Below are 23,698 nucleotides of genomic sequence, written 5' to 3' on the forward strand. Positions count from 1 at the left end.
AATGCAATTGAAAAGCCATTTTCATCAACAATTAATAGCCATCGATATTTTTCTAATTGTTAAACGATTGTACAAGCCGATGATGAATATCGTGAGCATCCATTAGACAAATTTAGTTAAGCCTTGAATAATAGCATCAAACCCTTACATTGAACTAAGTAGCTATGTAATACTGATAGAGATAATTTCTCCTGTAGTAATAGCACTTTTTCTAAAAATTGGAGCCGTACCATGTCTGCGACTATTGTAAATACAACTGATGATAACTTCCAAGCAGATGTTCTAGACGCTGAAACACCTGTACTTGTTGACTTCTGGGCAGGTTGGTGTGCACCTTGTAAAGCAATTGCACCTGTTCTTGAAGACCTATCAAGTGAATATGCTGGTAAAGTAAAAATTGTTAAAGTTGATGTAACTTCTTGCGAAGATATTGCGGTGAAATACAATATCCGTAATATTCCTGCTTTATTACTTTTCAAAAATGGTGAAGTTGTAGCTCAACAAATTGGTGCTGTACCTCGCTCTAAACTTGTTAGCTTTATTGATGAAAATGTTTAAGTCAAAATGCTAAGAATGAAAATACGCTATACTTTTTTATAGCGTATTTTTTTCGGCTATAAATTGACAAATTAACTAAGCTGGCTTATATTGCATGCTCAAGAGGCACTGAAGGGAATCATCTTCGTCCGGCTTCTTACAAGACACAAACATAAAGATCGCCACTCGGCAACAGAAATTGTTTTTTCACATTTTTCTTCGAAACAATCAATCAGACTTCTGAATTGTTATTGTGTAAATACAATTGCGATAATCTTTTTTGTATGCGAGCGATTTTTCTTCTTTTTAAACCACACTCTACTCTTTCCTAATTCTGACCCTTATGAATTTAACTGAACTCAAGAAAAAACCAATTGGTGAATTAATTAAAATTGCTGAATTTATGGGCCTGGAAGGTATGGCTCGTAACCGAAAGCAAGATATTATCTTTGCCATTTTGAAACGCCATGCAATGAATGGCGAAGAAATTTTTGGTGATGGCGTTCTTGAAATTCTCTCTGATGGTTTTGGTTTTTTGCGCTCTGCGGCAGGTTCGTATTTAGCAGGTCCGGATGATATTTATGTGAGTCCTTCACAAATCCGACGCTTTAACTTGCGTACAGGTGATACCATCACAGGTACTATTCGCCCTCCAAAAGAAGGTGAGCGTTATTTTGCGTTGCTCAAAGTTAACCAGATTAACTATGACACGCCAGAAAATTCTCGAAATAAAATTTTATTTGAAAACTTAACACCCCTTTTCCCAACTGAACAATTGGTTATGGAACTCGGTAATGGTACGACAGAAGATTTAACTGCTCGTGTTGTTGACTTAGTTGCGCCAATTGGTAAAGGACAACGTTCTATTATTGTTGCACCGCCAAAAGCGGGTAAAACAATGTTACTCCAAAATATTGCTCAATCGATTGTTAGAAACAATCCTGAAGTATTCTTGATTGTTCTATTAATTGACGAGCGTCCAGAAGAAGTAACTGAAATGGAACGTACTGTTCGCGGTGAAGTCATTGCTTCAACATTCGACGAAGCTCCTGCTCGCCACGTACAAGTTGCAGAAATGGTAATTGAAAAAGCAAAACGTCTTGTTGAACATAAAAAAGACGTCGTGATTCTTCTTGACTCTATTACCCGTCTTGCTCGTGCTTACAACACCGTTATCCCGTCATCAGGTAAAGTATTAACTGGTGGTGTAGATGCTCATGCATTAGAGCGCCCTAAACGTTTCTTCGGTGCTGCACGTAATATTGAAGAAGGCGGATCTCTTACGATCATTTCAACTGCTTTGATTGAAACAGGCAGTAAAATGGATGACGTAATTTATGAGGAATTCAAAGGTACAGGTAACCAAGAGATTACACTTGATCGCCGTATTGCTGAAAAACGCGTCTTCCCTGCTATGAATATTAAGAAATCTGGCACTCGTCGTGAAGAGCGTTTAATGGATGATGATAACTTACGTAAAGTATGGATCCTCCGTAAGCTTCTACATCCTATGGATGAATTGGCGGCAATGGAATTCTTACTTGATCGTATGAAAGAAACCAAAACAAATGATGATTTCTTCGATCAGATGAAGCGTAAAGCTTCAACTTAATCGATTAATCTTCATAAAAAGCCACTCTTTTGAGTGGCTTTTTATTTGGTTGACAAGCTTTACACAAAAATACATTTTGCAGTTTTTTATGTAATTTTACTTATAAGCTTTTGATAATAATTATTTTTGAATTAAAAAAAATAAGTTTTTTAGTAGTTTACCTCTACCTTTTCCAATACACTCGAGCCGATTGATTGTTTTTTTCTGTTAAAAAACAGACTGTTTTTCTGTTTTTCATACATTTTTTTGACAGACGACAGTAGTATTTCAGCATTTGCAGTGATAGCATAGCGGCAGACCAGTTAGACTGCTCCATGCGTTGTTACCTAGCTACGTTTTAGGAATAATAAAAGCAAAACAGTCCAACTTAGGTTTTTTTAATCTCAAATCTTTTTTGTGAGAGTGATGCCATGTTATTCAAAAAATTTGCTGTTGCTGCTGCTGTAGCTGCTACTTTAGCTTTCGTTGGTTGTTCTAAGAAAGAAGAAGCTCCTGCTGCTGCTTCTGAAGCTGTAGCTGCTGCTTCTGAAGCTACTGCTGCTGCTTCTGAAGCTGCTGTAGCTGTTGATGCTGCTGCTTCTGACGTTGCTGCTGCTGCTTCTGACGTTGCTGCTTCTGCTTCTGACGTTGCTGCTGCTTCTGCTGCACACTAATCTATATAGATTAGATAAAAAGAGGACATTCTGTCCTCTTTTTTTACGCCTAAATTTTATATTCCAAAAATCATTTCGCATAAACTATCTAGATAAATTGATATAACATTTTAATTAAATAAAGCCATCTAAATATAAGTAAAAAAAAGCAGATCAATCGATCTGCTCATTTCCAACGCGTTGTCTAAACTTTTGACCTGCTCTAAAAGTCACTACCCTACGTGCAGAAATTGGAATTTCTTCACCTGTTTTAGGATTACGTCCTGGACGTTCGCGTTTATCTCTTAACTCAAAATTACCAAAACCAGAAAGCTTAACCTGCTCCCCTGCAATAAGTGCTTGGCTAATTTCGTCGAAGAACAACTCGACCATTTGTTTTGCTTCACGGCGATTTAAGCTGGTTAACTCACTTAAATGATCAGCCATGTCTGCTTTAGTTAATGCTGTCATGAGGCCCTCAATGTCGCTTGATAAGTGTTTTCTAACACTTGGATTATATTGTCCATACCAGATTTAATTTCAGCATCTTCAAGCGTACGTGAAGGATGTTGCCACAAAAGTGCAAACGCTAATGAGCGCTTACCATCTTCGACACCCTGCCCCGTATACACATCGAATAACCATGTAGAGTCTAAAAGCTCTCCACCAGTTTGTTCGATTAACTGCTGAATATCTCTAACATTTATATTATCAGAGATTAAAAGCGCAATATCACGTCTAACCGAAGGAAAACGTGATAATTCTGTAAAATTAGATACATAAGATTGCAAAACAGCTGTTTGATCAAGTTCAGCTACCCAAGTCGTGCTTAAATCAAGCTCATTTTCTAGAGAGGGATGCAAGCGACCTAAGTAACCAATTGATTTACCATCAACTAAAATCTCAGCTGATTGCCCTGGGTGTAACCAAGCACGCTCAGAACGTACATATTCAACCTTAACACGACCAGCAGCTAAAACTTCCTCCACCTCACCTTTGAAATCAAAGAAATCCATTGGTTGAGGCTTTACATGCCATGATTCTGGTTCTTGTGAGCCCACTGCAACCAGAGCCAAGGTAGGCGTCTGTTGTAAGTCTTCAATGCTCTTAGCATTTTGATAATCAAAACGCAGTCCGAATTCAAAGAAACGAACACGACTTTGCTGACGGTTGAGATTATATTGTACACAAGGAATTAAGCTAGAAAGTAAAGTACTACGCATTGCAGCCAAATCACTTGAAATTGGATTTGCTAGCATTAGTGGCTGAACTTCTGGATTTAATTGCTTTTCAAGTTTTGCATCAGCAAAGCTAAAGCTAATTGCTTCTTGATAACCTAAAGTCACGATCGTTTGACGCAGCTCAGCGAGTTCAAAACGATCTTGATATTTAGCAAATTTAACATCCATGCTTGGTAAGCTAATTTGGATATTGTCATAACCATCAATACGCGCTACTTCTTCAATTAAATCTTGATAAATAGCCATATCGTAACGATGTGATGGTGGTACTACACTCCATTCACCTTCAGCCTTAACTGTTACCTTACACCCTAGTCGAGTTAAAGCATCTGCAATGAACTCACCCGCAACTTGATATCCCAATAATTGGTCTACTTGAGCTTGTTTCAGTTCAATTGCTTCACGCTTAGGAAGTAGATCAGTTTTTTCAGCTACAGTAATTGGACCAAACTCGCCGCCTGCTAACTCTTGAATAAGCTGAGAAGCGCGATTCATTGCAATTAAAGGTAATTCGAAATCTACACCGCGTTCATAACGCTGCGAAGAGTCAGTATGTAAACCAAAACGACGAGCACGCCCAGCAATCGCAAGTGGTGCAAAGAAAGCACTTTCTAGGAAAATATCAGTCGTATCATCAGTTACACTTGATGATAAACCACCCATAATTCCAGCAATTGCTAGAGCTTTTTGGTCATCAGCAATCACCATTATATCTTCTTGCAACTCAACTTCTTGATCATTCAGAAGTTGTAATTTTTCTTGTTGTGTTGCTTGACGAACATGTACAGTCCCTTCGATTTTAGACAAATCGAATGCGTGCATTGGTTGACCCAATTCCATTAAGACATAGTTGGTCACATCAACCAAAATACTATGAGTACGGATTCCTGAACGTGATAAAGCCTGTTCCATCCAATCAGGAGTAGCAGCTTTTACATTAACGTTTTTAACTATACGCCCTAGATAACGCGGAGCACCTTCAGTACTAATAACTACTTTTTTCTCATCAGCAATAGTGGCATCAACTGAGTTAATTACGGGCTCATTCATTTGCAGCTTATTAATAACTGCAATTTCACGAGCAATACCACGAATACTAAAACAGTCACCACGGTTTGGCGTAATGCTAATATCAATGACATTATCATCAAGTTTGAGGTATTCGCGGATATTTACTCCTACTGGAGCATCAGCTGGTAGTTCGAGCAAACCATCGATTTTATCTTCAAGATCGATCTCAGAAGCACCACAAAGCATGCCTTGTGACTCAACTCCTCGAAGTTTACCTTTTTTGATTTTAAAATCACCAGGTAAAACTGCACCAATGGTTGCCACAGGTGCTTTCATTCCAGCGCGAACGTTCGGTGCACCACATACAATTTGTAAAGGCTCACCTGAACCAATATTCACTGTTGTAACACGTAGACGGTCTGCATCAGGGTGCTGCTCAACAGTGAGCACTTCACCAATTACAACGCCTGTAAATGGTTTAGCAACAGGTGCCAATTCATCAACTTCAAGACCAAGCATCGTCAACTGATCAGATAATGTATCACTATCAATTGCCGGATTAACCCATGTATGTAGCCAATTTTCGCTAATCTTCATCTTTATAAACCTTTTTTAATCCTGAAAAACTGTTAGGCAAATTGGCGTAAGAAACGCACATCATTTTGATAGAACATACGCAAGTCATTAATGCCATAACGCAACATAGCAAAGCGCTCTACCCCTAAACCAAAAGCAAAGCCTTTGTATTTATCAGGATCAATACCCGCAGCACTTAATACATTTGGATGTACCATGCCACAGCCTAAAACCTCTAACCAACGGCCACGTTCATCCATAATATCTACTTCTGCACTTGGCTCAGTAAACGGGAAATATGATGGACGGAAACGTACCTTTAAATCTTTTTCAAAAAACTCATTCAGCAGGTTAATGAGTAAACCTTTTAATTCAGCAAAGCTGGTGTTCTCAGCAACGTATAGACCTTCGATCTGATGGAACATTGGCGAATGCGTCTGATCAGAGTCACAACGATAAACACGGCCTGGACATACGATACGAATTGGTGGCTCACTTGTTTCCATGGTACGAATTTGCACACCAGACGTGTGCGTACGCAGTAAATGAGTGGCATCAAAATAGAAAGTATCGTGCATAGCACGCGCTGGATGGTGACCAGGGATATTTAATGCTTCAAAATTATGATAGTCATCTTCAACTTCTGGACCAGTCGCAACTGTAAAACCAGCTTTAGTGAAGAACTGACAAATTCTTTCTTGTACTTGAGTAACAGGGTGAACTGTACCAACGCGTTGACCGCGGCCCGGCAAAGTAATATCAATTGTTTCGCTTGCTAGCTTTTGCTCAAGTGCTGCCTGTTGTAATGCCGCTTGACGTTCTGTTAAAGCAGTATTAATTGTTTCTCGAACAGCATGAATCGCAGCACCTTGTACTTTGCGTTCTTCAGGGTCCATTTTCCCTAATGCTTTCGATTGTTCTGCAAGCTGGCTTTTTTTCCCTGTAAATTGCACACGCACCTGATCAAGTGCAACAAGGTCTTGAGCTGCTGCAATGGCAGCAAGCGCTTCTGTGGTCAGGGCTTCCAGTGACATATTAACTCTCAAAGCAACAAATTAAAAAAATATAATAAAACACTGCATTCTAACAGTTTTTCATCAGATTGATGAAGTTTATCCATCATGAAAAATGTATTAGGCAACAAAAAGATAAAACGTATAAGATAATAGCATCGTCAATGAGATCAACTATTATGGCGCTCAATCAAATTTGGAAACAACAACTTACGCTTGTGACGTATGGTAATGAATACCTCCGTCAGAATTTAAGCTTTACCCAATGGCGACAACATCATATTTTTGACCACCATAGTTTTCAGTTTCGTGACTTAGCTTCTCAGCATTTACTCGCTCAACACTTTCAAGTTTGGCTAGAAGCGCTAAAAAAACAAGGTACCACTCAGCTTAGTTTACATTTATCAAGCCATCTAAATGAAGAGCAAAATCCAAACAGCAACGTTGAGCTTTTACCTTATACTCATTTTATCGTTAGCCATCAAAATGATAAGAAATTTGCATGGATTTTCGGCCATGAACTTGCTGAATGGTATAACAATGATAATGAGTTTGAAGCTCCTGCTTCACAAACCTGTGAGCTTCGTTTAGAAACTTTCTGGCGTTTTGAACTCAATGAAAAATTATCAAAAAAAATTGAAGCTGATTTAAAAAACCCACCATGGCAAGAAATAGCTGACTTTATGGAGAGTGAATTATTTCGTAGTAAATATGCAGCAGGGTTTGAGGAGCCAGAATTTCAAAAAGCTCATTTTGATGGTACAAACATTACGAGCCAAGAACCAAGACTTGCTTTAATTCCAGAGAATTATCCTGCAGATTATGCTCATCAACTTTTATCTCGTACTCAAGCATTGGCTAATTATTTAGAACAAAAGAAACGCCTTGCAAATGATCCATTAGGAGAAGAGCTAGACCAAGAACAAATCATTAATTTAAGAAATTTTACGCAAAAAACTGATGATTTGTTTGCCAAACTTATTGTTAAGGCTGCAAATCACTACCAAACAGCTCAGATTGTACCTGTAGTTAAAGCCTCTCCGTTCGAGCAATCAAATGAAAATCCACAACATTTGAAATCTCATCACCATAAAGGCACTGGTTCAGGCGTTATTAAGCTGATTATTCTAACGATTATTATTTGTGCTCTGGCTTATTATTTTGGGCTTTAACTTAGATTAGAGTTTACATTGATAAAGTAACTCTGTTATTTCGAAGCCGAACTCCGGTAGTTCGGTTTCGCCAATTATTCTGGCTCCCATTTTTTCATAGAAAAAACGGCTTGGATTTTTATTAAAAACTTCTAAACGAATAAAACTGTATCCATTATTTAAAGCACATTGATGAAACTTTTGGAATAACTCACGGCCTATGCCTTGTTTCTGAACTTCTCTTAAAAGATAAAAAGCAAGAATTTCAGCAATATTATTTTCTGGATTTAAATAACCATCGAGAAAGCCTTTCACTATTCCATTTTCAGTATAGATAAGTAACTTATAATCAGGGCTTTTGATGATTTCTTTCCATAACTGTTCTTTATCTAGTACTTTAAGCTCATCCAATATTTCCTGCTTAAGCATACCTGTATAGGTTTCTTTCCAACACTGCACATGTACTTCTGCAATAGATAATGCATCCTTAAAAGTAGCTATACGAATTTCTGTTTCATTTAGTAATTGCAATTCGTTTCCCTCACGTCACTACTTTTAAAGTGAAGCACCAATTTGTTTCATACAAACTTATTCAACTAAAAGCCGCTCTCGAACATGCATTAGAGCAAAACCCAACAAATTTAAGCCTTGCCATTGAGATGGATCTTGAATATGTGGATGGTCTTGTGCCATACCAATTCCCCAAATTTTATCGACTGGAGATGCTTCAACTAAAATACGATCTTTTGTGGCTAATAAGAATTCTTTCAATTTATGATGCTGAGAGAATTTAGCAAAGTTCGCCTGTACGACAATATCAAACCGTTTTTCTTGCCATATCTGTTCGTCATAATTACGCACTTTACGACCTAGCTGTTTCGCCTCATTCGGATGTTTAACTTGCAAAATCTGTGCAAAAATTTCTTCATCATTAAATAATTTTGCTTTTTGCGCCATCATATAGTGCTCAGCAGTAAAGTATTCATCACCTTCCACTTTAAATTGCGCAGGAAACCACTGGCTAAAACAGCTTTTATCAACAAGATCAGCTTGTTTAGGAGTATGCCCCCAGAAATATAAGTATTTAGACTGATGGCCTTGCTGTACTTTTTGAATTAAGTCCTTTAGAAATTTTTCGTCTTTCATCATTTATCTCTGATTATTTTCTTTTTTAAAATAGAACCACTAAAAATAAAAAAGACCGCTAAAAAGCGGCCTCTTTTTGAATCTCTAAGCTTATGCAGCTAATGCGCCTTTAGCTTTTTCAGCTAAAGCAGCAAATGCTACTGCATCATGCATAGCGATGTCAGCTAATACGCGACGGTCGATGATCACTTGAGCTTTTTTCAAGCCATCGATCATACGGCTGTAAGACAAACCGTTTTGACGAGCACCAGCATTGATACGCGCAATCCATAGAGCACGGAATTGACGTTTCTTTTGACGGCGGTCACGATAAGCGTATTGACCAGCTTTGATTACCGCTTGGAACGCTACGCGGTAAACGCGTGAACGAGCACCATAGTAACCTTTAGCGCGAGCAAGAATTTTTTTGTGACGACGATGAGCCACTACACCACGTTTTACACGAGCCATTTATAATCTCCTTAGATGTATGGGCACATACGACGAACTGAGTTCACGTCAGAAACATGAACCATTACACAGCCGCGTAATTGACGGATACGTTTAGCAGATTTTTTGGTCAAAATGTGGCGCTTAAATGCTTGTTTGCGCTTGAAACCGTGTGCAGTCGCCTTGAAGCGTTTAGCAGCACCGCGGCGAGTTTTCATCTTAGGCATAACAACCTCTTTTGAACACCTGTTCGGAACGTTTGCACCATTGCAAAAACGACCTGCAGGTAAGGGAGCCGATATTCTAAAGCATCCCAACTTAAAACAAAAGTAAAATGCTCATTTTTTGATAGTAAATTGTCTATTTTATATAAACGATATTTTCTATAATCAATTATCAAATTACGAGAAAATCCACAAAATCATCGCCTATAATAAGTGCAATCTCTTAAATTCAAAAGAATATGAATATACAAAATGATGCTTTCGCTGCATTACGGTATCGAGACTTCTCTATCGTTACGATCAATCAGTTTTGCTTAACGCTCGCAATTTTGATTCAAGAAATTATTGTTGCCTATTCATTATATCAAATCACCAAAGACCCACTGACTTTAGGTTTAATCGGACTTGCAGAAGCCATTCCCTTTATTGCCCTTTCTCTTTGGGGAGGCTATTTTGCAGATAGGTTTAATAAACAGATTATTATGAAAATCTGTTTATTTTTCTCGGTTCCCCTTCCCTTGGTTTTGTGGTTACTTTTCCACTTACATGGTTTAGGGCATATCAGTGTTAGCTTCCTTTCATGGGGCATTTATGCTGTTATTTTTGGCTTAGGCACAATCCGCGGTTTCTACAATCCTTCCGCAACATCTTTAAAACCATTTTTAATTCCACGCGAACTTTATGCAAATGGTGCGGCATGGACAACCATCGGCTGGCAAAGTGGTGTAATTATTGGACCAATGCTGGGTGGTTTTATGCTTGCTTATTTAGGCAGAGAAACCAGCTTATTTAGCGTTGCTGCTTTACTCGCTATTTGCTTTATTTTAATTAACTTATTGCATAAACGTAATTTCCCTAAAATTGAAACTGACAATATTTTAGAAAGCTTAGGAGAAGGTTTCCGTTTTATCTGGAAAACCAAAATTGTTCTTTGGGCGATTTCTCTTGATTTAGCTTCTGTTTTATTTGGTGGCGTTATCGCGTTATTACCAATTTTCGCAGAAGATATATTAAAAGTCGGTCCGGAAGGGCTTGGATATTTGCGAGCTGCTCCCTCTATTGGCGCACTTATTACGATGATTGCTTTGACTCGCTTTCCGCCAACTCAGCACGCATGGCGTAACATGTTACTTGCTGTAGCAGGTTTTGGAATATTTACTATTCTATTCGCCTTCTCAAAAAATATGTGGTTATCACTTTTTGCTCTTGCTATGACAGGTGCATGTGACAGTATTTCTGTTGTTGTAAGACAAACCATTTTGCAAATTTTCCCACCAGAAAATATGCGAGGCCGCGTTGCTGCCGTAAACGGTATGTTTGTATCTTCAAGTAATGAATTAGGAGCCTTTGAATCAGGTTTAGCGGCTAAATATTTAGGCACGATTACCGCTACAATTTTTGGAGGCTGTATGACTCTGGTTGTTGTGACTTTCTGTTGGCTCAAAACGAATGATCTATTTAAAGTAGACATTACCAAAAGCTCAGAAGACTAAATACATATTTATAATTGAAGCATCTTCGGATGCTTTTTTATTTTAAATAAAACCCATCACCATCCAGTAAATAAACAAATACCGCCCTGCTTTAGCAATAATAACAATACCAAGGAAGCGCCAAAAATTTTCTTTGAAGAGTCCAGCAACCAAAGTAATTGGGTCACCAATCACAGGTGTCCAACTTAAAAGTAAAGAGTAAAAGCCATACTTATGATAAAAGCGTTGGGCTTGTTCTAAACGCTTTTCAGAAACTGGAAACCACTTTCGATGTTTAAATTGCTCTATCTTTAGGCCTAACCACCAATTGACACAAGAACCCAATACATTACCCAAAGTAGCAGTACTGATTAAAAGCAAAGCTGAATATGGTCCCTTTAATAATAAAGTGACCAACACCGCTTCGGACTGTAGAGGTAATAATGTGGCAGCACCAAAAGCACTGATAAAAAGCAAAAAGTAACTCAGCATAAGCAATTATACCAAATGACTTTTTGCTTTAAGCATTTATTAAATCTAGGCAAGAAATTAAGCCACTTTAATTGATAGTGCTTTCTGAACTGCTGGACGTGCTGTTAAACGCACAATATATTCTTGTACATATGGATAGTCTTCAAGTTGAATACCTTGCCATTCATAACGCAAGATCCAAGGTAAAATTGCCATGTCAGCAATCGAGTACTCACCAGCAACAAACTTCTGACCAATTAATTGTTTATTAAGTACACCATATAAACGTTTAGTTTCATTTACATAGCGATCTATGGCATAGGGAATTTTTTCTGGGGCGAAACGATTAAAATGATGATTTTGCCCAAGCATAGGCCCTAACCCGCCCATTTGCCACATGAGCCACTGCTCAACCTCAACTCGCTCTTGTTCATCATCTGGATAAAATAATCCAGTTTTTCGACCTAGATATTGCAAGATAGCACCTGATTCAAATATTGATATCGGCTCACCACGAGGTCCATTTTGATCAACAATCGCAGGAATTTTATTATTTGGAGAAATTCTCAGGAAATCTGGTTGAAATTGATCATTTTCTAAAATATTAATTGGGTAAAGGGTGTAATCCAATCCCATTTCTTCTAAGGCAATTGTGATTTTATGTCCATTGGGAGTTCCCCAATAATATAGATCAATCATTCTATTTTCCTATTCATCGTTATCATGACTGCGTCTTGCGTTATATCATGTTTTAAGAGGAGCGATGAGATTTCCAACACTAAAAAACACATAAAATTCGTGAATTGAATTTCTTAAAAAAATATAGCAATTGTCTTAAATAAAACTGAACAAAGAAAAGTTAAGTGATATTTTTTATTAATATTAGAGTAAAAAAAAGCACTGCTTTTGCAGTGCTTTTTTTGAGTATTACTTTTTCTTTTTCGGTCCAAGTAACATACCCATTTGACGGCCTTCCATTTTTGGTGCTTGTTCCACAACCCCATACTCAGCCACGTCTGCTTCAATTTTTTGCAATTGAGCTAAGCCAAGTTGTTGATGAGCCATTTCACGACCACGGAAACGTAAAGTGATCTTCACTTTGTTTCCTTCTTCAAGGAATTTCAAAATAGCACGAAGCTTAACTTGATAATCACCAACATCAGTTGCAGGGCGCAGTTTGATTTCCTTCACTTGCACTTGATGCTGTTTTTTCTTCGCATCTTTTTGCTTCTGCTTAAGGTCAAACAAGTGCTTGTTGTAATCCATAATTTTACAAACAGGCGGCTCGGCGTTTGCAACGATCTCAACAAGATCAAGTTCAACCTCTTCAGCAGCACGCAGTGCTTCACTTAATGAAACAATTCCTTTTTGCTCACCTTCAGCACCGACAAGGCGTACTTCTTTTGCACGGATCTCATCGTTAATTGCTGGACGGTTGCTTTTTGCACCTTGTTGTTGGTTACGGTCAGGCTGTTTAATCTTTCTTACTCCACAATATACCGGCCGCGTTCGGCGACGGCAGACTTCACTAAGTCAATGAATGCATCTACTGACATAGTACCTAAATTTTTTCCTGAGCGCGTACGTACATTCACTGTACCTTCTTCAACTTCTCGATCACCAAGAACTAACAGGTAAGGAATACGCTCTAAAGTACGCTCACGAATCTTAAATCCGATTTTTTCGTTTCTCAAGTCAGAAATAGCACGAAGACCATTTTCTTTGAGTTTTGCTACGACTTTCTCACAAGCTTCAGCTTGAGAGTCAGTAATATTCATAACACATGCTTGTAACGGCGACAACCAAGGTGGCATGAAACCAGCGTAGTGTTCAATTAGTATACCAATAAAACGTTCAAAACTGCCAAGAATTGCACGATGCAACATAACAGGCTGATCACGATCATTGTCTTCAGTTACGTAAGACGCATCTAAACGCTCTGGTAAGTTGAAGTCACATTGAATAGTACCACATTGCCATACACGTCCGAGACAGTCTTTCAATGAGAATTCAATTTTCGGACCGTAGAACGCGCCTTCACCTGGCTGTAATTCCCACTCAAGACCCGCAGCATCTAAAGCATCTGCTAAAGATTTCTCAGCCATATCCCAAAGCGCGTCATCACCCACACGTTTTTCTGGACGTGTAGACAATTTCATTTGCACTTCTTCAAAGCCAAAATCTTTATAAACATCTAAAGTGAGCTTGATAAAATCTGCCACTTCTTGACCAATTTGTTCTTTAGTACAGAAGATATGAGCATCATCTTGTGTAAAACCGCGTACACGCATAATACCGTGTAAAGAACCAGATGGTTCGTTACGATGGCAAGAACCGAACTCGGCTAAACGAATTGGTAAATCACGGTAAGACTTCAAACCTTGGTTGAAAACTTGCACGTGACATGGGCAGTTCATTGGCTTAACCGCATAATTACGACTTTCAGAATGAGTCGTAAACATGTTGTCAGCGTAGTTTGCAGCATGACCAGATTTTTCCCAAAGCGTAAAGTCTACGATTTGCGGAGTTTTAATCTCAAGGTAACCATTGTCTTGCTGAACTTTACGCATGTATTGTTCAAGAACTTGGTAAATCGTCCAACCATTTGGATGCCAGAACACCATACCCGGTGCTTCTTCTTGCATATGGAACAAGTCTAAGGCTTTACCAATTTTACGGTGGTCGCGCTTTTCAGCTTCTTCAATACGCTTAATGTACGCAGCAAGCTGTTTCTTATCAGCCCATGCAGTACCATAAATACGTTGAAGCTGTTCATTCTTCGCATCACCGCGCCAGTAAGCGCCAGAGATTTTTGTCAGCTTGAATGATTTTAAGAATTTGGTATTTGGTACGTGTGGACCACGGCACATATCCAAATAATCTTGATGATAGTACAAGCCCATTTGTGTTTCTTCAGGCATATCTGCAATCAAGCGTAATTTGTATTCTTCGCCACGTGCAGTAAATTCAGCAATTACTTCATCACGTGGTGTCATTTTTTTAACGACATCATAATCTTGATCGATGAGCTTTTTCATGCGCTCTTCAATCGCTGCCATATCGTCTAATGTAAACGGACGAGGCATCCAGATGTCGTAGTAAAAACCTTCTTCAATGACTGGACCAATCACCATCTTGGCTTCAGGGAATAGCTGTTTAACAGCATGTCCTACAAGGTGTGCACAAGAATGGCGAATAATTTCAAGACCTTCTTCATCTTTTGGAGTGATAATTTGTAAGGTCGAATCTTCGGTAATTAAGTCACATGCATCAACTAAGCGATCATTTACACGGCCAGCAACAGTGTTTTTTGCTAGACCAGGCCCGATACTTTGGGCAACTTCCATAACAGATACAGCATGATCAAAACTTTTTTGATCGCCATTTGGCAATGTGATAATTGGCATAAAAAAATCCTTAAGGAGTGATGCCCTATACGAAGGAGCATTTCACCGCGAGATTATGATCGAGGCGAACCTCAAAATATAAAAACGGTGTAAATCAAAATTAAAAAACCTGAAAGATTTTACACTTGTTCAAGCAAAGTGAAAACCTTTGAGCCCACAAAATCATAAATACATTTTGCTTAACAGGTAAACAGCAATAAATGACTTAAAAATATATTGGGAAGATTTTTTAAACACACTCAGCGCAAGTGGTTTAAGATGAAGAAAATAGCATTTTTGCTCATTTTCTGACTGAAGGGTATTTCTGTTTAAGACTAAAGCATAGATGCTTTGATGCGTATTAAGTCATATTTTCAAAGAATGAATTAAAAATAGAACACGGAGTTGTTTACCATGGTTAGTGCTTATGATGAGTTACCACGCACACCCGCAAACTTTGTTGCATTGTCACCTCTACGCTACTTAGAGCGTGCAGCTTATATTTATCCAAATCAAGCTTCGATTATTCATGGTAAGCGCCAAATTTCATGGAAAGAAACTTACCAACGTTGTTGCCAGTTTGCTTCTCAGCTCAAACAACTGGGAATTGAAAAAAATGATACGGTGTCGGTCTTATTACCAAATATTCCTGCCATGGTTGAAGCACATTTCGCAGTTCCAATGGCTGGTGCCGTACTTAATACACTCAATACTCGCTTAGATGCAAAAACCATAGCTTTCATGCTTGAACATGCTGAAAGTAAAGTGCTGTTGGTTGACCCTGAATTTGTTAATTTGGCAAGAGAAGCCCTCTCTCTTATTCCTGACCAACACATTATTGTGATTGATGTAGCTGATGATGAATATGAAGGTGAAAATCAATTTATCGGTTCTTTTGAATATGAAGAATGGATAGCCCAAGGCGATATTAACTTTGTATGGCATTTACCAAAAGATGAATGGGATGCAATTAGCTTAAATTATACATCTGGAACTACAGGTAATCCTAAAGGCGTGGTTTATCATCATCGTGGGGCTTATCTGAATGCTGCAAGCAATATCTTAGCCTGTGGCATGAAACCTCGTGCTGTGTATTTATGGACATTACCGCTTTTCCATTGTAATGGCTGGTGTTTTGCATGGAGTATCGCAGCAAGCGGTGGAACGAATATTTGTTTGCGGAAAGTCGACCCAGAATTAATCATGCAACTCATTGCAGAACATAAAGTTGATTATTTCTGTGGTGCACCGATTGTTCTTTCAATGATTATTAACTTACCTAAAGAAAAACAAACCAACTTTGATCACCATGTTGAAGTTATGGTTGCTGGAGCAGCTCCTCCAGTTGCTATCATTGAAGGTATGCGAAACATGGGAATTAACGTCAACCATGTTTATGGCTTAACAGAAACATATGGTCCTTCTGCCTTGTGTGCTTCACAATCTGGATGGAATGAGCTTTCAATTGCTGAGCAAGCTCAGCTTCATTCCCGTCAAGGTGTGCCCTACCCACTACAAGACAGTATGCGTGTGCTAGACCTTGAAACAATGCAGCCTGTCCCGAATGATGGACAAACCATGGGGGAAATTATGTTTCGTGGCAATATTGTCATGAAAGGCTATTTAAAGAACCCTCAAGCAACTCAAGAAGCTTTTGCTGGCGGATGGTTCCACACGGGAGACTTAGCCGTTTGTCATCCAGATGGCTATGCAAAAATTACTGACCGTTCGAAAGACATTATTATTTCAGGTGGAGAAAATATTTCATCTCTAGAAGTAGAAGATGTGTTGTATAGACACCCAGCTGTTTTAACTGCTGCGGTCGTCGCTAAACCCGATGCTCGTTGGCAAGAAGTACCCTGCGCATTTATTGAATTAAAAATGGGTGCCACAGCGACACCTGAAGAAATTATTGAACATTGCCAAAAAGAGTTAGCACGCTTTAAAGTTCCTAAAGATGTGGTTATTACAGAAATTCCAAAAACATCGACCGGCAAATTACAGAAGTTTATTTTGCGAGAATGGGCAAAAGAACGTGCTGAAAATATATAAATAAAAAAAGCGACGCCTCGAGCGTCGCTTTTTTTATTTAAGCGCATTTAGCCTTGATCAGACAATAATGCGATTTGCTGCACATAGTTAACAAATTTAACTTTTGATGCCTCAATATCTGCTTCACTCGCCTGTTGAGTTTTATCGCGGTTGATTCTCAACACATGCTGACGCAAGGTGTGACGTTCCGATGCATTATAAATTTTACTAAATTCATTAATTGCAGGATCACCCTGCTCAATCATACGGTCAACCCAACGCATTAATTGAGCCTGTCTTTTCGCGCCTTGCTGCGGAGTTAAATAAGACAAAATAACCGTCTCATCTTCATTGCGCAATAACTTACCAATACGTTGAAATTGGCGACGACGTGCTTCAAAAGAACTAATGTTCTGCACTTCCATTAAAGCATCAATTAAACGCTCATCAACTGGAAGTTTCTGAATTTGTTTAATAGAAAGTTGTGCGAGTTGCTCACCTAAAGCAGCCATGCGTTGCACTGCTTTTTTCTGTTCGGTTTTACTTGCACGTCCTTCTAAAGAACCGAAATCTTCTTCAGTATAACGTTGGGAACCACGTGCCACGATTAATCTGCCTCATAAAATTTTGCTGCGAATAACGCCAGTACTTCATTTAATGCCTGCTCTTCGTCGGTACCATCAATGACCAATCGCAAAGTGGTCCCTTTACCTGCACCTAACATCAGCAAAGACATAATATTTTTTGCATCTACCAAATGATCGCCTTTTCCAATCTGGATCGACGAACGAAACTTTGTAGTGACCTCGATCAGTTTTCCTGATGCACGAGCATGTAAACCGAGTTTATTAATTACATCAACAGTTGTGTCTATCATGACCAGTGCTTCATTTCTCTGTGTAAGACCTGAACAGACCATTCTGCCTCAAGTGCTTGTTTTAGTCTATCTACGATATAAACCGAACGATGTTGCCCCCCAGTGCAACCAATAGAAATCGTCATATAGTGACGATGTCCTTCAGCAAATGCGGGAAGCCATTTTTTTAAGAAGTGAAGAATATCATCAAACATTTCGTTTGCTTGCGGACTTGCTTCTAAAAATAGTCTTACTGGCTCATCCAAACCAGAAAAACGTCTTAATTCTAAATCCCAATGCGGATTTGGTAAATGCCGTACATCAAAAACATAATCGGCATCCAAAGGAATGCCATGTTTATATCCAAATGACTGCAATATGACAATAAGCTTATCTGACTGCCCTAATTTAGACAGTAAAATATGCTTTAAATCATGAACGCTTTTATCCGTTGTATCAATATGAACCGTAGCTCGGAACTGAATTGGAAGCAGTAACTGCTTTTCTTCATGAATACATTGCAACAGACTTTTAAAACGATTAGCTAATGGATGCGGGCGACGCGATGCACTAAAACGCGCAATCAGATCCTGATCTTGTGTCGTCAAGTAAATAACATCAACAGTTCCATGTCTTTGTAATTGCTCAAACACATGATCGAACTCTTGCATATCTGCCCGAGTACTTCTTACATCCACACCTAAAGCTAATTGCTCTAGATTGTTTTCATGATCTAGCTTTGCCACAATTTCAGGCAGCAATGCCAAAGGCAAATTATCAATACAGTAATAGCCCAAATCTTCTAATACTTGAAGGGCCGAAGATTTTCCTGAACCAGACTGTCCTGTCACGATAAGTATACGCTTCATGGCATGGCTGTCCTTTGATCTCTTTTATTGGGGTGTAAAGGCAACTTCTAAATTGTCAATCAAACGAGTTGCACCAAGTTTTGCCGCGACAAACAACACAATATCACGATCAAATTGAGCAGCAGGTAACAGATTTGTCTGACGAGCTTCGACATAATCAACAACAAAGCCATTATCTGTCAACTGAGTTTTGATATCTTCTACAACTTGTTGCAAATCTTTGCCTTGATGTAACTGTTGCTCAGCCTGCTTCAAACTCTGATAAATAACCGGAGCAATCTGACGGTGCTCAGCGCTTAAATAACCATTTCTTGAGCTAAGCGCCAAACCATCTGCTGCACGAACAATTGGCACGCCAATTACTTCTAAAGGAATATTTAAATCTTGTACAAACTGACGAATAACGGCTAACTGTTGGTAATCTTTTTGTCCAAAGAAAGCGTAATTCGGTTGCACAATATTAAAGAGCTTAGTTACAACCAAAGCGACACCATCAAAGTGTCCTGGACGTGAACTACCACATAAAGCATCTGTAATCTGGCTGACACTGATGTTCGTTAAACGTGGTTGTGTACCATACATTTGCTCAACTGATGGCGCAAAAATAATGTCACAGCCAACATCAGCAAGTAAGCGACTATCTTGCTCTAAAGTACGAGGATAGTTGTCAAAATCTTCGCCTGGGCCAAATTGCGTCGGATTTACGAAGATGCTTACAACCACAACATCACATAGCTTTTTCGCTTCACGAACAAGTGTGAGATGCCCTTCATGTAGATTTCCCATTGTTGGGACAAAACCAATAATTTTACGTGCAGCTCTAGCAGGATTTAAAGAAGCTGCAAGACCTTGTATGGTGGTTTCTGTTTTCATGAATTACAGCTCAACGTGAAAAGTATGTTCTTTGGCAGGGAATGACTGATCCTGCACAGCAGCATGAAAAGCTTTAAAAGCATCTAAAATGGCAGTTTCACCTGATTGCTCTTTCATAAAGTTACGTACAAAACGCGCAACTCGACCAAAAGTTAAACCTAACATATCTTGTACAACCAATACTTGTCCATCGGTTGCATTGCCCGCACCAATACCAATTACAGGCGTATTTGGGAATAATTCAGCAATTTCTTGACCCAACTGAGCAGGAACACATTCAAGTAATAATACCGCTGCGCCCGCCTCAACCACTGCTGTACAATCAGCAATAAGCTGATCTGCCGCTTCACGTGTTCTAGCTTGTAATTTATAGCCACCGAATACATGTACAGATTGAGGCGTTAAGCCTAAATGTACACAAACAGGTACGCCATTACGGGTTAAGACCTGCACGATTTCACTTAACCATGCACCGCCTTCGATTTTCACCATTTGAGCGCCAGCTTGCATGACTGTTCTTGCATTTTGCAAAGCATCATTCAAGGTTGCATAACTCATAAATGGCAAGTCCGTCATAATCAAGGCATGCTGATTACCACGGCGCACCGCTGCCGTATGATAAGCCATATCTTCAACGGTTACTGGCAAAGTTGAATCTCGCCCTTGAATTGCCATTCCAAGAGAATCACCAATTAAGATTGTATCAATTTCAGCAAGTTCCATTGCTTTTGCCATGCTTGCATCGTAACAAGTTAGACAAGAGAACTTACGTCCTTCGGCTTTAAATTTTCTTAAGTCACTTAGACTAATCATGATGATATCCTCTACAGGAGTTTGCAGAACATAATGAATCGAGAGCTTAAGCCCAAGACTCATCCGCAAGTACAGTCAGCGTTGGCTGCTGTATCAGTTCTAAATTTTTAAGTGGCTGATCATTAATCTGTAAATCAGCATCTAAATCTAATAAAGGAATCACAACGAAATCTCGTTGTAGAATGCCTATGTGCGGCACAGTTAAGCGCTCATTGTGAATTTTTTCATTGCCATAAATAAGCAAATCCAGATCTAAGGTTCGCTCACCCCAACGACGAAGCCGTACACGACCAGCTTCTTGCTCAAAACGTTGTAAATGATCCAGCAAATCTAAAGGCGCAAGATCGGTATTTAATTCTGCAACTGCATTTAAATAATTTGGCTGATCTTGAGGCCCCATAGGCGGACTTTGATAAAGTCTAGAGACTTTAACCACTCCTAACGTCTTAAGCTTAGCAATGGCTTCAGATAAAATTTGACGTGAATCGCCTAAATTACTTCCTAAACCAATATAAGTGGTTATTGTCATTGCGTTGGCCCAAAGACGACTTGGCTTAAATCACGTTGTACCCGCTTACGTTTTAAAATTGGATGATCGCCTATCACCCCTGCTTCAGAAGTAGTCGCTTTTTCAACAAATCGGCCAACTGCCTGATCTTGTCTAGTACGTTCTTTTTTCCCACGGCGAGTGCGTGGTTCCGGAATATCAACCAAAGGTTCAATTTCGGTGTCAACTTTATTATTTTCAATAGGCTCAGCAGCAGCTTTACGACGGTTTCTAGCTTTTTGACGATTATATTGGCTAATCGCAGCTTCTTTTTCGTCATTTGACATTTCTTGGTAGGCTTCCCACCAGCTTCCCATTCCTTGTGTTGTGTCATCACCTGACTTTTCACGAAGTAATAAGAAGTCAAAACCTGCACGGAAACGAGCATGTCCAGCCAATGCTTCTATTTGCTGTGGTTTTGGATTAAGCAAACGGGTCTGCATTTCCCAAACTTCACGAATAAAAGTTTCTGCAAAGCGAGGAATAACTGTACGTGTTGCTTGGCGTTTTAAGACATCTAAGCCAGCCTGCGCACGTGCTTCAGCCGGCACAATACCTTTAGATAAATAAAACTCACAACGCTCTAAAAATGGTTGCCACAATAACACTGCATAGAAAAATGCTGGGTTAATTGTTTTCCCAACCTGAATACGTTGATCTGTATTTTTTGCCGCTCTTAAAATAAATGGAGTGAGGTTAGGCTGAATATCTGCAAAGAGTTGCTTCCAGACACCAAACTCAATCAACATTGGCAAAACACGCGCCAAATGTCCCATTGTGAACAGCTTCTGAGATTCATCGTATAAACGATGCGGAGATACATCACGCAGTAATTGCGTCATTTCAGCATCAAAGATATCGAGAATATTTGAATCAATTTTGAAATTTAACTTGGCTGCAAAACGTAGAGTTCGCAGCATACGCACAGGGTCTTCTTCGAAGCGCTGTGCCGGATCGCCCAATAAACGTAGAGTTTTATTTTTTACATCATCAATTGCTTTGCAGAAATCGAGCACAATACTCTTACGCGGTTGGTAATATAGCGTATTGATTGAAAAATCACGTCGAGCAAAGTCTTGTTCGATAGTACCCCAATTATTGTCACGTAAAATCATGCCTGAGGCACTAGTGACTGCTTTTTTAGGAGGGGCACGGAATGTAGCAACTTCAATAAGCTCACGCCCTGAATAAACATGTGCCAATTCAAATCGACGACCAATGATTCGGCAACGTCTGCCAAAAACTTCTTTAATTTGAGAAGGTGTCGCATTGGTCACTGCATCGAAATCTTTAGGATTAAACCCTAGCATTAAATCACGGACACCACCCCCAACAATATAAGCTTCATAGCCAGCTTTAGTCAGGCTATCGATCACATCTAAAATCGAAGAAGGAAGTTGGGCTGTGGACAAACCACATTTTGACGCTCGCAATGTTTGCAAAAGACGCTGTCTCCTACGTCAGGACGTAAATAACAAGTTGTCGCTAATCATAGCTCTAACGCACACAAAGGGCAATTTGATTCTCTGTAGTTTGCGCATGAAATGACAATTGACAAACAGATGATTTATAAAGTCAAACGTGCTTTATTCTTTTCAAAAATGGCTGGACCAATGCCCTTTACGCTTTTAAATTCATCAATATTTTTAAAGCCACCATTCTTTTGACGGTATTCTATAATCGCTTGAGCCTTTTTCTCACCAATACCTTTTAGCTTTTGAAGCTCATCAATATTGGCTTGATTCAAGTGAACTTGTCCCGAAGAGTCAGTCATAACTGAGCTTTTTGGAACACTAGAATGAGAGGCGTGTTGTATGCTTAACTTCTGATCATACATCTGCTGTTTAGCCTTCCACTCCTTAAAATTTTGATCAAAAGATTGAGCCTGAACAAAGCTTGAAGAAATCAGGCTCCAAAATAAAATAATAAAAATATAAGACTTACTATTCCAAAGATTCATGCTGAGATGCATGTGTTTTTTCCCCTAATCTTAACTGCCGCTTTGCCTGATTCCACAATTCATCCATTTCAGACAAGGTCATGTCTTCTAATGTTCTTTGCTGTTTTTGCGCTTGATCTTCAATAAAAGCAAAACGACTTCTAAATTTATGTATTGTTGATAAAAGTGATGTTTCACTTGAAATCGCAAGTTTACGTCCTACATTGACTAATGAAAACAGGCAATCTCCAAATTCATCTTGAATTTCATCAATATTTTGATTTTTTAGTGCTTGCTTAAACTCATCTAGCTCTTCTTCTAGTTTTCCATAAGCATCTTCTACGGTTTCAAAGTCAAACCCAACTTTTGCGACATTTTCTTGAATTTCTTGTGCCTGCAATAGAGCTGGTCCATGCTTAATTTCGTCCAACCTTGATTGCGGCTTGCCTTGTTTTTCTTGCTGTTTAATTTGTTTCCAAAGCTCACTTACTTGCTCTGGTGTTAAATTATTAAATTGATCTGCCTGAAAAACATGTGGATGACGGCGAATTAACTTTTCACTTATTGCCTCAACAACATCTTGAAAGTTAAAAGCACCTTGCTCACTAAACATTTGTGATTGAAACACGACTTGTAATAACAAATCGCCTAGCTCATTTCTGATTTCATCGATATTACCCTGACGAACAGCAGCCTCAACTTCATATGCTTCTTCAATCGCATATTTAGTCAGTGACATTGGGGTTTGTTGTTGATCCCACGGACATTTTTCTCGTAACTCTTGCATGATTTTAAGCAATTTATCCATGGTAACCCTCAAGTTTAAAAAGTCGGTCAGTAAAACTAAGATTTTAATTTGTTATGATCAA

At 39.0% G+C, this 23,698-nt stretch carries 27 protein-coding genes; 6 read left to right on the forward strand and 21 right to left on the reverse strand.

What is annotated here, in order from left to right:
- Positions 1-231 precede the first annotated feature (231 nt).
- Both trxA and rho read left to right on the forward strand, forming a co-directional pair.
- Complete coding sequence (trxA, locus tag I7H67_RS06830; RefSeq protein ID WP_003655060.1) at positions 232-558, forward strand: thioredoxin; 327 nt, start codon at positions 232-234, stop codon at positions 556-558.
- A 322-nt stretch (positions 559-880) separates the two neighbouring features.
- Positions 881-2,149 (forward strand): transcription termination factor Rho, encoded by a 1,269-nt coding sequence (rho, locus tag I7H67_RS06835; RefSeq protein WP_004794523.1) that lies wholly within the window; start codon positions 881-883, stop codon positions 2,147-2,149.
- A gap of 163 nt (positions 2,150-2,312) precedes the next feature.
- Here rho and I7H67_RS06840 read toward each other — a convergent pair whose 3' ends face one another.
- Positions 2,313-2,465: a hypothetical protein gene (locus tag I7H67_RS06840; RefSeq protein WP_107880773.1), complete on the reverse strand. Its 153-nt coding sequence runs from the start codon at positions 2,463-2,465 to the stop codon at positions 2,313-2,315.
- A 94-nt stretch (positions 2,466-2,559) separates the two neighbouring features.
- Between I7H67_RS06840 and I7H67_RS06845 the strand changes: the two genes are divergently transcribed.
- A complete protein-coding gene (locus I7H67_RS06845) occupies positions 2,560-2,802 on the forward strand; it encodes a hypothetical protein (protein ID WP_005302445.1) in 243 nt (80 codons plus the stop codon).
- A gap of 153 nt (positions 2,803-2,955) precedes the next feature.
- Here the strand turns inward: I7H67_RS06845 and I7H67_RS06850 are convergent, their stop codons facing one another.
- Genes I7H67_RS06850 through pheS form a run of 3 tightly spaced genes read right to left on the reverse strand, consistent with a single transcriptional unit; the run spans position 2,956 to position 6,643 of the window.
- On the reverse strand, positions 2,956-3,252 hold the full coding sequence (locus I7H67_RS06850) for an integration host factor subunit alpha (protein WP_000126166.1): 297 nt from the start codon (positions 3,250-3,252) through the stop codon (positions 2,956-2,958).
- Positions 3,249-5,630 carry a phenylalanine--tRNA ligase subunit beta gene (gene pheT, locus I7H67_RS06855; RefSeq protein ID WP_198307440.1) on the reverse strand — a complete coding sequence of 794 codons (2,382 nt, stop codon included), beginning with the start codon at positions 5,628-5,630 and terminating at the stop codon, positions 3,249-3,251. The genes I7H67_RS06850 and pheT overlap by 4 nt, the downstream gene beginning before the upstream one ends.
- Positions 5,631-5,662: 32 nt before the next feature.
- On the reverse strand, positions 5,663-6,643 hold the full coding sequence (gene pheS, locus I7H67_RS06860; protein WP_004794529.1) for a phenylalanine--tRNA ligase subunit alpha: 981 nt from the start codon (positions 6,641-6,643) through the stop codon (positions 5,663-5,665).
- Between the two features lie 158 nt (positions 6,644-6,801).
- On the opposite strand from pheS, the gene I7H67_RS06865 reads away from it, so the two are divergent.
- Positions 6,802-7,794 carry a hypothetical protein gene (locus I7H67_RS06865; protein WP_198307513.1) on the forward strand — a complete coding sequence of 331 codons (993 nt, stop codon included), beginning with the start codon at positions 6,802-6,804 and terminating at the stop codon, positions 7,792-7,794.
- A gap of 6 nt (positions 7,795-7,800) precedes the next feature.
- Here the strand turns inward: I7H67_RS06865 and I7H67_RS06870 are convergent, their stop codons facing one another.
- The 4 genes from I7H67_RS06870 to rpmI form a co-directional block, all read right to left on the reverse strand.
- A complete protein-coding gene (locus I7H67_RS06870; RefSeq protein ID WP_198307441.1) occupies positions 7,801-8,304 on the reverse strand; it encodes a GNAT family N-acetyltransferase in 504 nt (167 codons plus the stop codon).
- Between the two features lie 57 nt (positions 8,305-8,361).
- On the reverse strand, positions 8,362-8,919 hold the full coding sequence (locus tag I7H67_RS06875; RefSeq protein WP_198307514.1) for an NADAR family protein: 558 nt from the start codon (positions 8,917-8,919) through the stop codon (positions 8,362-8,364).
- 90 nt (positions 8,920-9,009) lie between these two features.
- Positions 9,010-9,369 carry a 50S ribosomal protein L20 gene (gene rplT, locus I7H67_RS06880; RefSeq protein WP_000124858.1) on the reverse strand — a complete coding sequence of 120 codons (360 nt, stop codon included), beginning with the start codon at positions 9,367-9,369 and terminating at the stop codon, positions 9,010-9,012.
- A gap of 11 nt (positions 9,370-9,380) precedes the next feature.
- A complete protein-coding gene (rpmI, locus tag I7H67_RS06885; RefSeq protein ID WP_003655048.1) occupies positions 9,381-9,575 on the reverse strand; it encodes a 50S ribosomal protein L35 in 195 nt (64 codons plus the stop codon).
- 236 nt (positions 9,576-9,811) lie between these two features.
- Here rpmI and nreB point away from each other — a divergent pair, with 236 nt between their 5' ends.
- Entirely contained in the window at positions 9,812-11,065 is a 1,254-nt protein-coding gene (nreB, locus tag I7H67_RS06890; RefSeq protein WP_198307442.1) for a nickel resistance MFS transporter NreB, read from the forward strand.
- Between the two features lie 42 nt (positions 11,066-11,107).
- Here the strand turns inward: nreB and I7H67_RS06895 are convergent, their stop codons facing one another.
- The 4 genes from I7H67_RS06895 to thrS all read right to left on the reverse strand — a co-directional run bounded on the left by I7H67_RS06895 (position 11,108) and on the right by thrS (position 14,922).
- Positions 11,108-11,536: a YqaA family protein gene (locus I7H67_RS06895; RefSeq protein ID WP_198307443.1), complete on the reverse strand. Its 429-nt coding sequence runs from the start codon at positions 11,534-11,536 to the stop codon at positions 11,108-11,110.
- A gap of 57 nt (positions 11,537-11,593) precedes the next feature.
- On the reverse strand, positions 11,594-12,214 hold the full coding sequence (locus I7H67_RS06900; RefSeq protein WP_005302422.1) for a glutathione S-transferase N-terminal domain-containing protein: 621 nt from the start codon (positions 12,212-12,214) through the stop codon (positions 11,594-11,596).
- A gap of 228 nt (positions 12,215-12,442) precedes the next feature.
- Positions 12,443-12,994 (reverse strand): translation initiation factor IF-3, encoded by a 552-nt coding sequence (infC, locus tag I7H67_RS06905; RefSeq protein WP_081399203.1) that lies wholly within the window; start codon positions 12,992-12,994, stop codon positions 12,443-12,445.
- 5 nt (positions 12,995-12,999) lie between these two features.
- Complete coding sequence (gene thrS / locus I7H67_RS06910; RefSeq protein WP_004794546.1) at positions 13,000-14,922, reverse strand: threonine--tRNA ligase; 1,923 nt, start codon at positions 14,920-14,922, stop codon at positions 13,000-13,002.
- Between the two features lie 393 nt (positions 14,923-15,315).
- Here thrS and I7H67_RS06915 point away from each other — a divergent pair, with 393 nt between their 5' ends.
- Positions 15,316-16,953 (forward strand): acyl-CoA synthetase, encoded by a 1,638-nt coding sequence (locus tag I7H67_RS06915; protein WP_198307444.1) that lies wholly within the window; start codon positions 15,316-15,318, stop codon positions 16,951-16,953.
- 47 nt (positions 16,954-17,000) lie between these two features.
- Here the strand turns inward: I7H67_RS06915 and yjgA are convergent, their stop codons facing one another.
- The 9 genes from yjgA to mazG form a co-directional block, all read right to left on the reverse strand.
- Positions 17,001-17,537 carry a ribosome biogenesis factor YjgA gene (gene yjgA / locus I7H67_RS06920; RefSeq protein WP_005302413.1) on the reverse strand — a complete coding sequence of 179 codons (537 nt, stop codon included), beginning with the start codon at positions 17,535-17,537 and terminating at the stop codon, positions 17,001-17,003.
- Between the two features lie 2 nt (positions 17,538-17,539).
- Positions 17,540-17,809 carry an HPr family phosphocarrier protein gene (locus tag I7H67_RS06925; protein ID WP_013198928.1) on the reverse strand — a complete coding sequence of 90 codons (270 nt, stop codon included), beginning with the start codon at positions 17,807-17,809 and terminating at the stop codon, positions 17,540-17,542.
- Entirely contained in the window at positions 17,806-18,657 is an 852-nt protein-coding gene (rapZ, locus tag I7H67_RS06930) for an RNase adapter RapZ (protein WP_004794551.1), read from the reverse strand. Before rapZ ends, I7H67_RS06925 begins: the two co-directional genes overlap by 4 nt.
- 24 nt (positions 18,658-18,681) lie before the next feature.
- Entirely contained in the window at positions 18,682-19,530 is an 849-nt protein-coding gene (gene panC, locus I7H67_RS06935) for a pantoate--beta-alanine ligase (RefSeq protein WP_005302410.1), read from the reverse strand.
- 3 nt (positions 19,531-19,533) lie between these two features.
- Positions 19,534-20,343, reverse strand: coding sequence for a 3-methyl-2-oxobutanoate hydroxymethyltransferase (gene panB, locus I7H67_RS06940; RefSeq protein ID WP_004794557.1), 810 nt, complete (start codon positions 20,341-20,343; stop codon positions 19,534-19,536).
- Between the two features lie 46 nt (positions 20,344-20,389).
- On the reverse strand, positions 20,390-20,872 hold the full coding sequence (gene folK, locus I7H67_RS06945; RefSeq protein WP_198307445.1) for a 2-amino-4-hydroxy-6-hydroxymethyldihydropteridine diphosphokinase: 483 nt from the start codon (positions 20,870-20,872) through the stop codon (positions 20,390-20,392).
- Positions 20,869-22,332 carry a polynucleotide adenylyltransferase PcnB gene (gene pcnB, locus I7H67_RS06950; protein ID WP_004794561.1) on the reverse strand — a complete coding sequence of 488 codons (1,464 nt, stop codon included), beginning with the start codon at positions 22,330-22,332 and terminating at the stop codon, positions 20,869-20,871. Before pcnB ends, folK begins: the two co-directional genes overlap by 4 nt.
- Positions 22,333-22,457: 125 nt before the next feature.
- Positions 22,458-22,862, reverse strand: coding sequence for a ComEA family DNA-binding protein (locus I7H67_RS06955; RefSeq protein ID WP_198307446.1), 405 nt, complete (start codon positions 22,860-22,862; stop codon positions 22,458-22,460).
- A complete protein-coding gene (mazG, locus tag I7H67_RS06960; protein WP_198307447.1) occupies positions 22,834-23,637 on the reverse strand; it encodes a nucleoside triphosphate pyrophosphohydrolase in 804 nt (267 codons plus the stop codon). Before mazG ends, I7H67_RS06955 begins: the two co-directional genes overlap by 29 nt.
- Between the last annotated feature and the right edge of the window lie 61 nt (positions 23,638-23,698).

The organism is Acinetobacter sp. ACIN00229 (genome assembly GCF_016106645.1).
GTDB classification, from domain to species: domain Bacteria; phylum Pseudomonadota; class Gammaproteobacteria; order Pseudomonadales; family Moraxellaceae; genus Acinetobacter; species Acinetobacter oleivorans.

Excerpts from the sequence above, each read along its gene's own strand:
- rplT (WP_000124858.1), bottom strand. The coding sequence starts at position 9,369 with ATGGCTCGTGTAAAACGTGGTGTAGTGGCTCATCGTCGTCACAAAAAA.
- rapZ (WP_004794551.1), bottom strand. The coding sequence starts at position 18,657 with ATGAAGCGTATACTTATCGTGACAGGACAGTCTGGTTCAGGAAAATCT.
- I7H67_RS06900 (WP_005302422.1), bottom strand. The coding sequence starts at position 12,214 with ATGATTGATCTATATTATTGGGGAACTCCCAATGGACATAAAATCACA.
- I7H67_RS06875 (WP_198307514.1), bottom strand. The coding sequence starts at position 8,919 with ATGAAAGACGAAAAATTTCTAAAGGACTTAATTCAAAAAGTACAGCAA.
- I7H67_RS06850 (WP_000126166.1), bottom strand. The coding sequence starts at position 3,252 with ATGACAGCATTAACTAAAGCAGACATGGCTGATCATTTAAGTGAGTTA.
- I7H67_RS06865 (WP_198307513.1), top strand. The coding sequence starts at position 6,802 with ATGGCGCTCAATCAAATTTGGAAACAACAACTTACGCTTGTGACGTAT.
- pheT (WP_198307440.1), bottom strand. The coding sequence starts at position 5,630 with ATGAAGATTAGCGAAAATTGGCTACATACATGGGTTAATCCGGCAATT.
- I7H67_RS06915 (WP_198307444.1), top strand. The coding sequence starts at position 15,316 with ATGGTTAGTGCTTATGATGAGTTACCACGCACACCCGCAAACTTTGTT.
- rpmI (WP_003655048.1), bottom strand. The coding sequence starts at position 9,575 with ATGCCTAAGATGAAAACTCGCCGCGGTGCTGCTAAACGCTTCAAGGCG.
- thrS (WP_004794546.1), bottom strand. The coding sequence starts at position 14,922 with ATGCCAATTATCACATTGCCAAATGGCGATCAAAAAAGTTTTGATCAT.
- nreB (WP_198307442.1), top strand. The coding sequence starts at position 9,812 with ATGAATATACAAAATGATGCTTTCGCTGCATTACGGTATCGAGACTTC.
- I7H67_RS06955 (WP_198307446.1), bottom strand. The coding sequence starts at position 22,862 with ATGCATCTCAGCATGAATCTTTGGAATAGTAAGTCTTATATTTTTATT.
- trxA (WP_003655060.1), top strand. The coding sequence starts at position 232 with ATGTCTGCGACTATTGTAAATACAACTGATGATAACTTCCAAGCAGAT.
- panB (WP_004794557.1), bottom strand. The coding sequence starts at position 20,343 with ATGATTAGTCTAAGTGACTTAAGAAAATTTAAAGCCGAAGGACGTAAG.
- folK (WP_198307445.1), bottom strand. The coding sequence starts at position 20,872 with ATGACAATAACCACTTATATTGGTTTAGGAAGTAATTTAGGCGATTCA.
- I7H67_RS06925 (WP_013198928.1), bottom strand. The coding sequence starts at position 17,809 with ATGATAGACACAACTGTTGATGTAATTAATAAACTCGGTTTACATGCT.
- mazG (WP_198307447.1), bottom strand. The coding sequence starts at position 23,637 with ATGGATAAATTGCTTAAAATCATGCAAGAGTTACGAGAAAAATGTCCG.
- I7H67_RS06895 (WP_198307443.1), bottom strand. The coding sequence starts at position 11,536 with ATGCTGAGTTACTTTTTGCTTTTTATCAGTGCTTTTGGTGCTGCCACA.
- rho (WP_004794523.1), top strand. The coding sequence starts at position 881 with ATGAATTTAACTGAACTCAAGAAAAAACCAATTGGTGAATTAATTAAA.
- I7H67_RS06845 (WP_005302445.1), top strand. The coding sequence starts at position 2,560 with ATGTTATTCAAAAAATTTGCTGTTGCTGCTGCTGTAGCTGCTACTTTA.
- panC (WP_005302410.1), bottom strand. The coding sequence starts at position 19,530 with ATGAAAACAGAAACCACCATACAAGGTCTTGCAGCTTCTTTAAATCCT.
- I7H67_RS06840 (WP_107880773.1), bottom strand. The coding sequence starts at position 2,465 with ATGGAGCAGTCTAACTGGTCTGCCGCTATGCTATCACTGCAAATGCTG.
- pheS (WP_004794529.1), bottom strand. The coding sequence starts at position 6,643 with ATGTCACTGGAAGCCCTGACCACAGAAGCGCTTGCTGCCATTGCAGCA.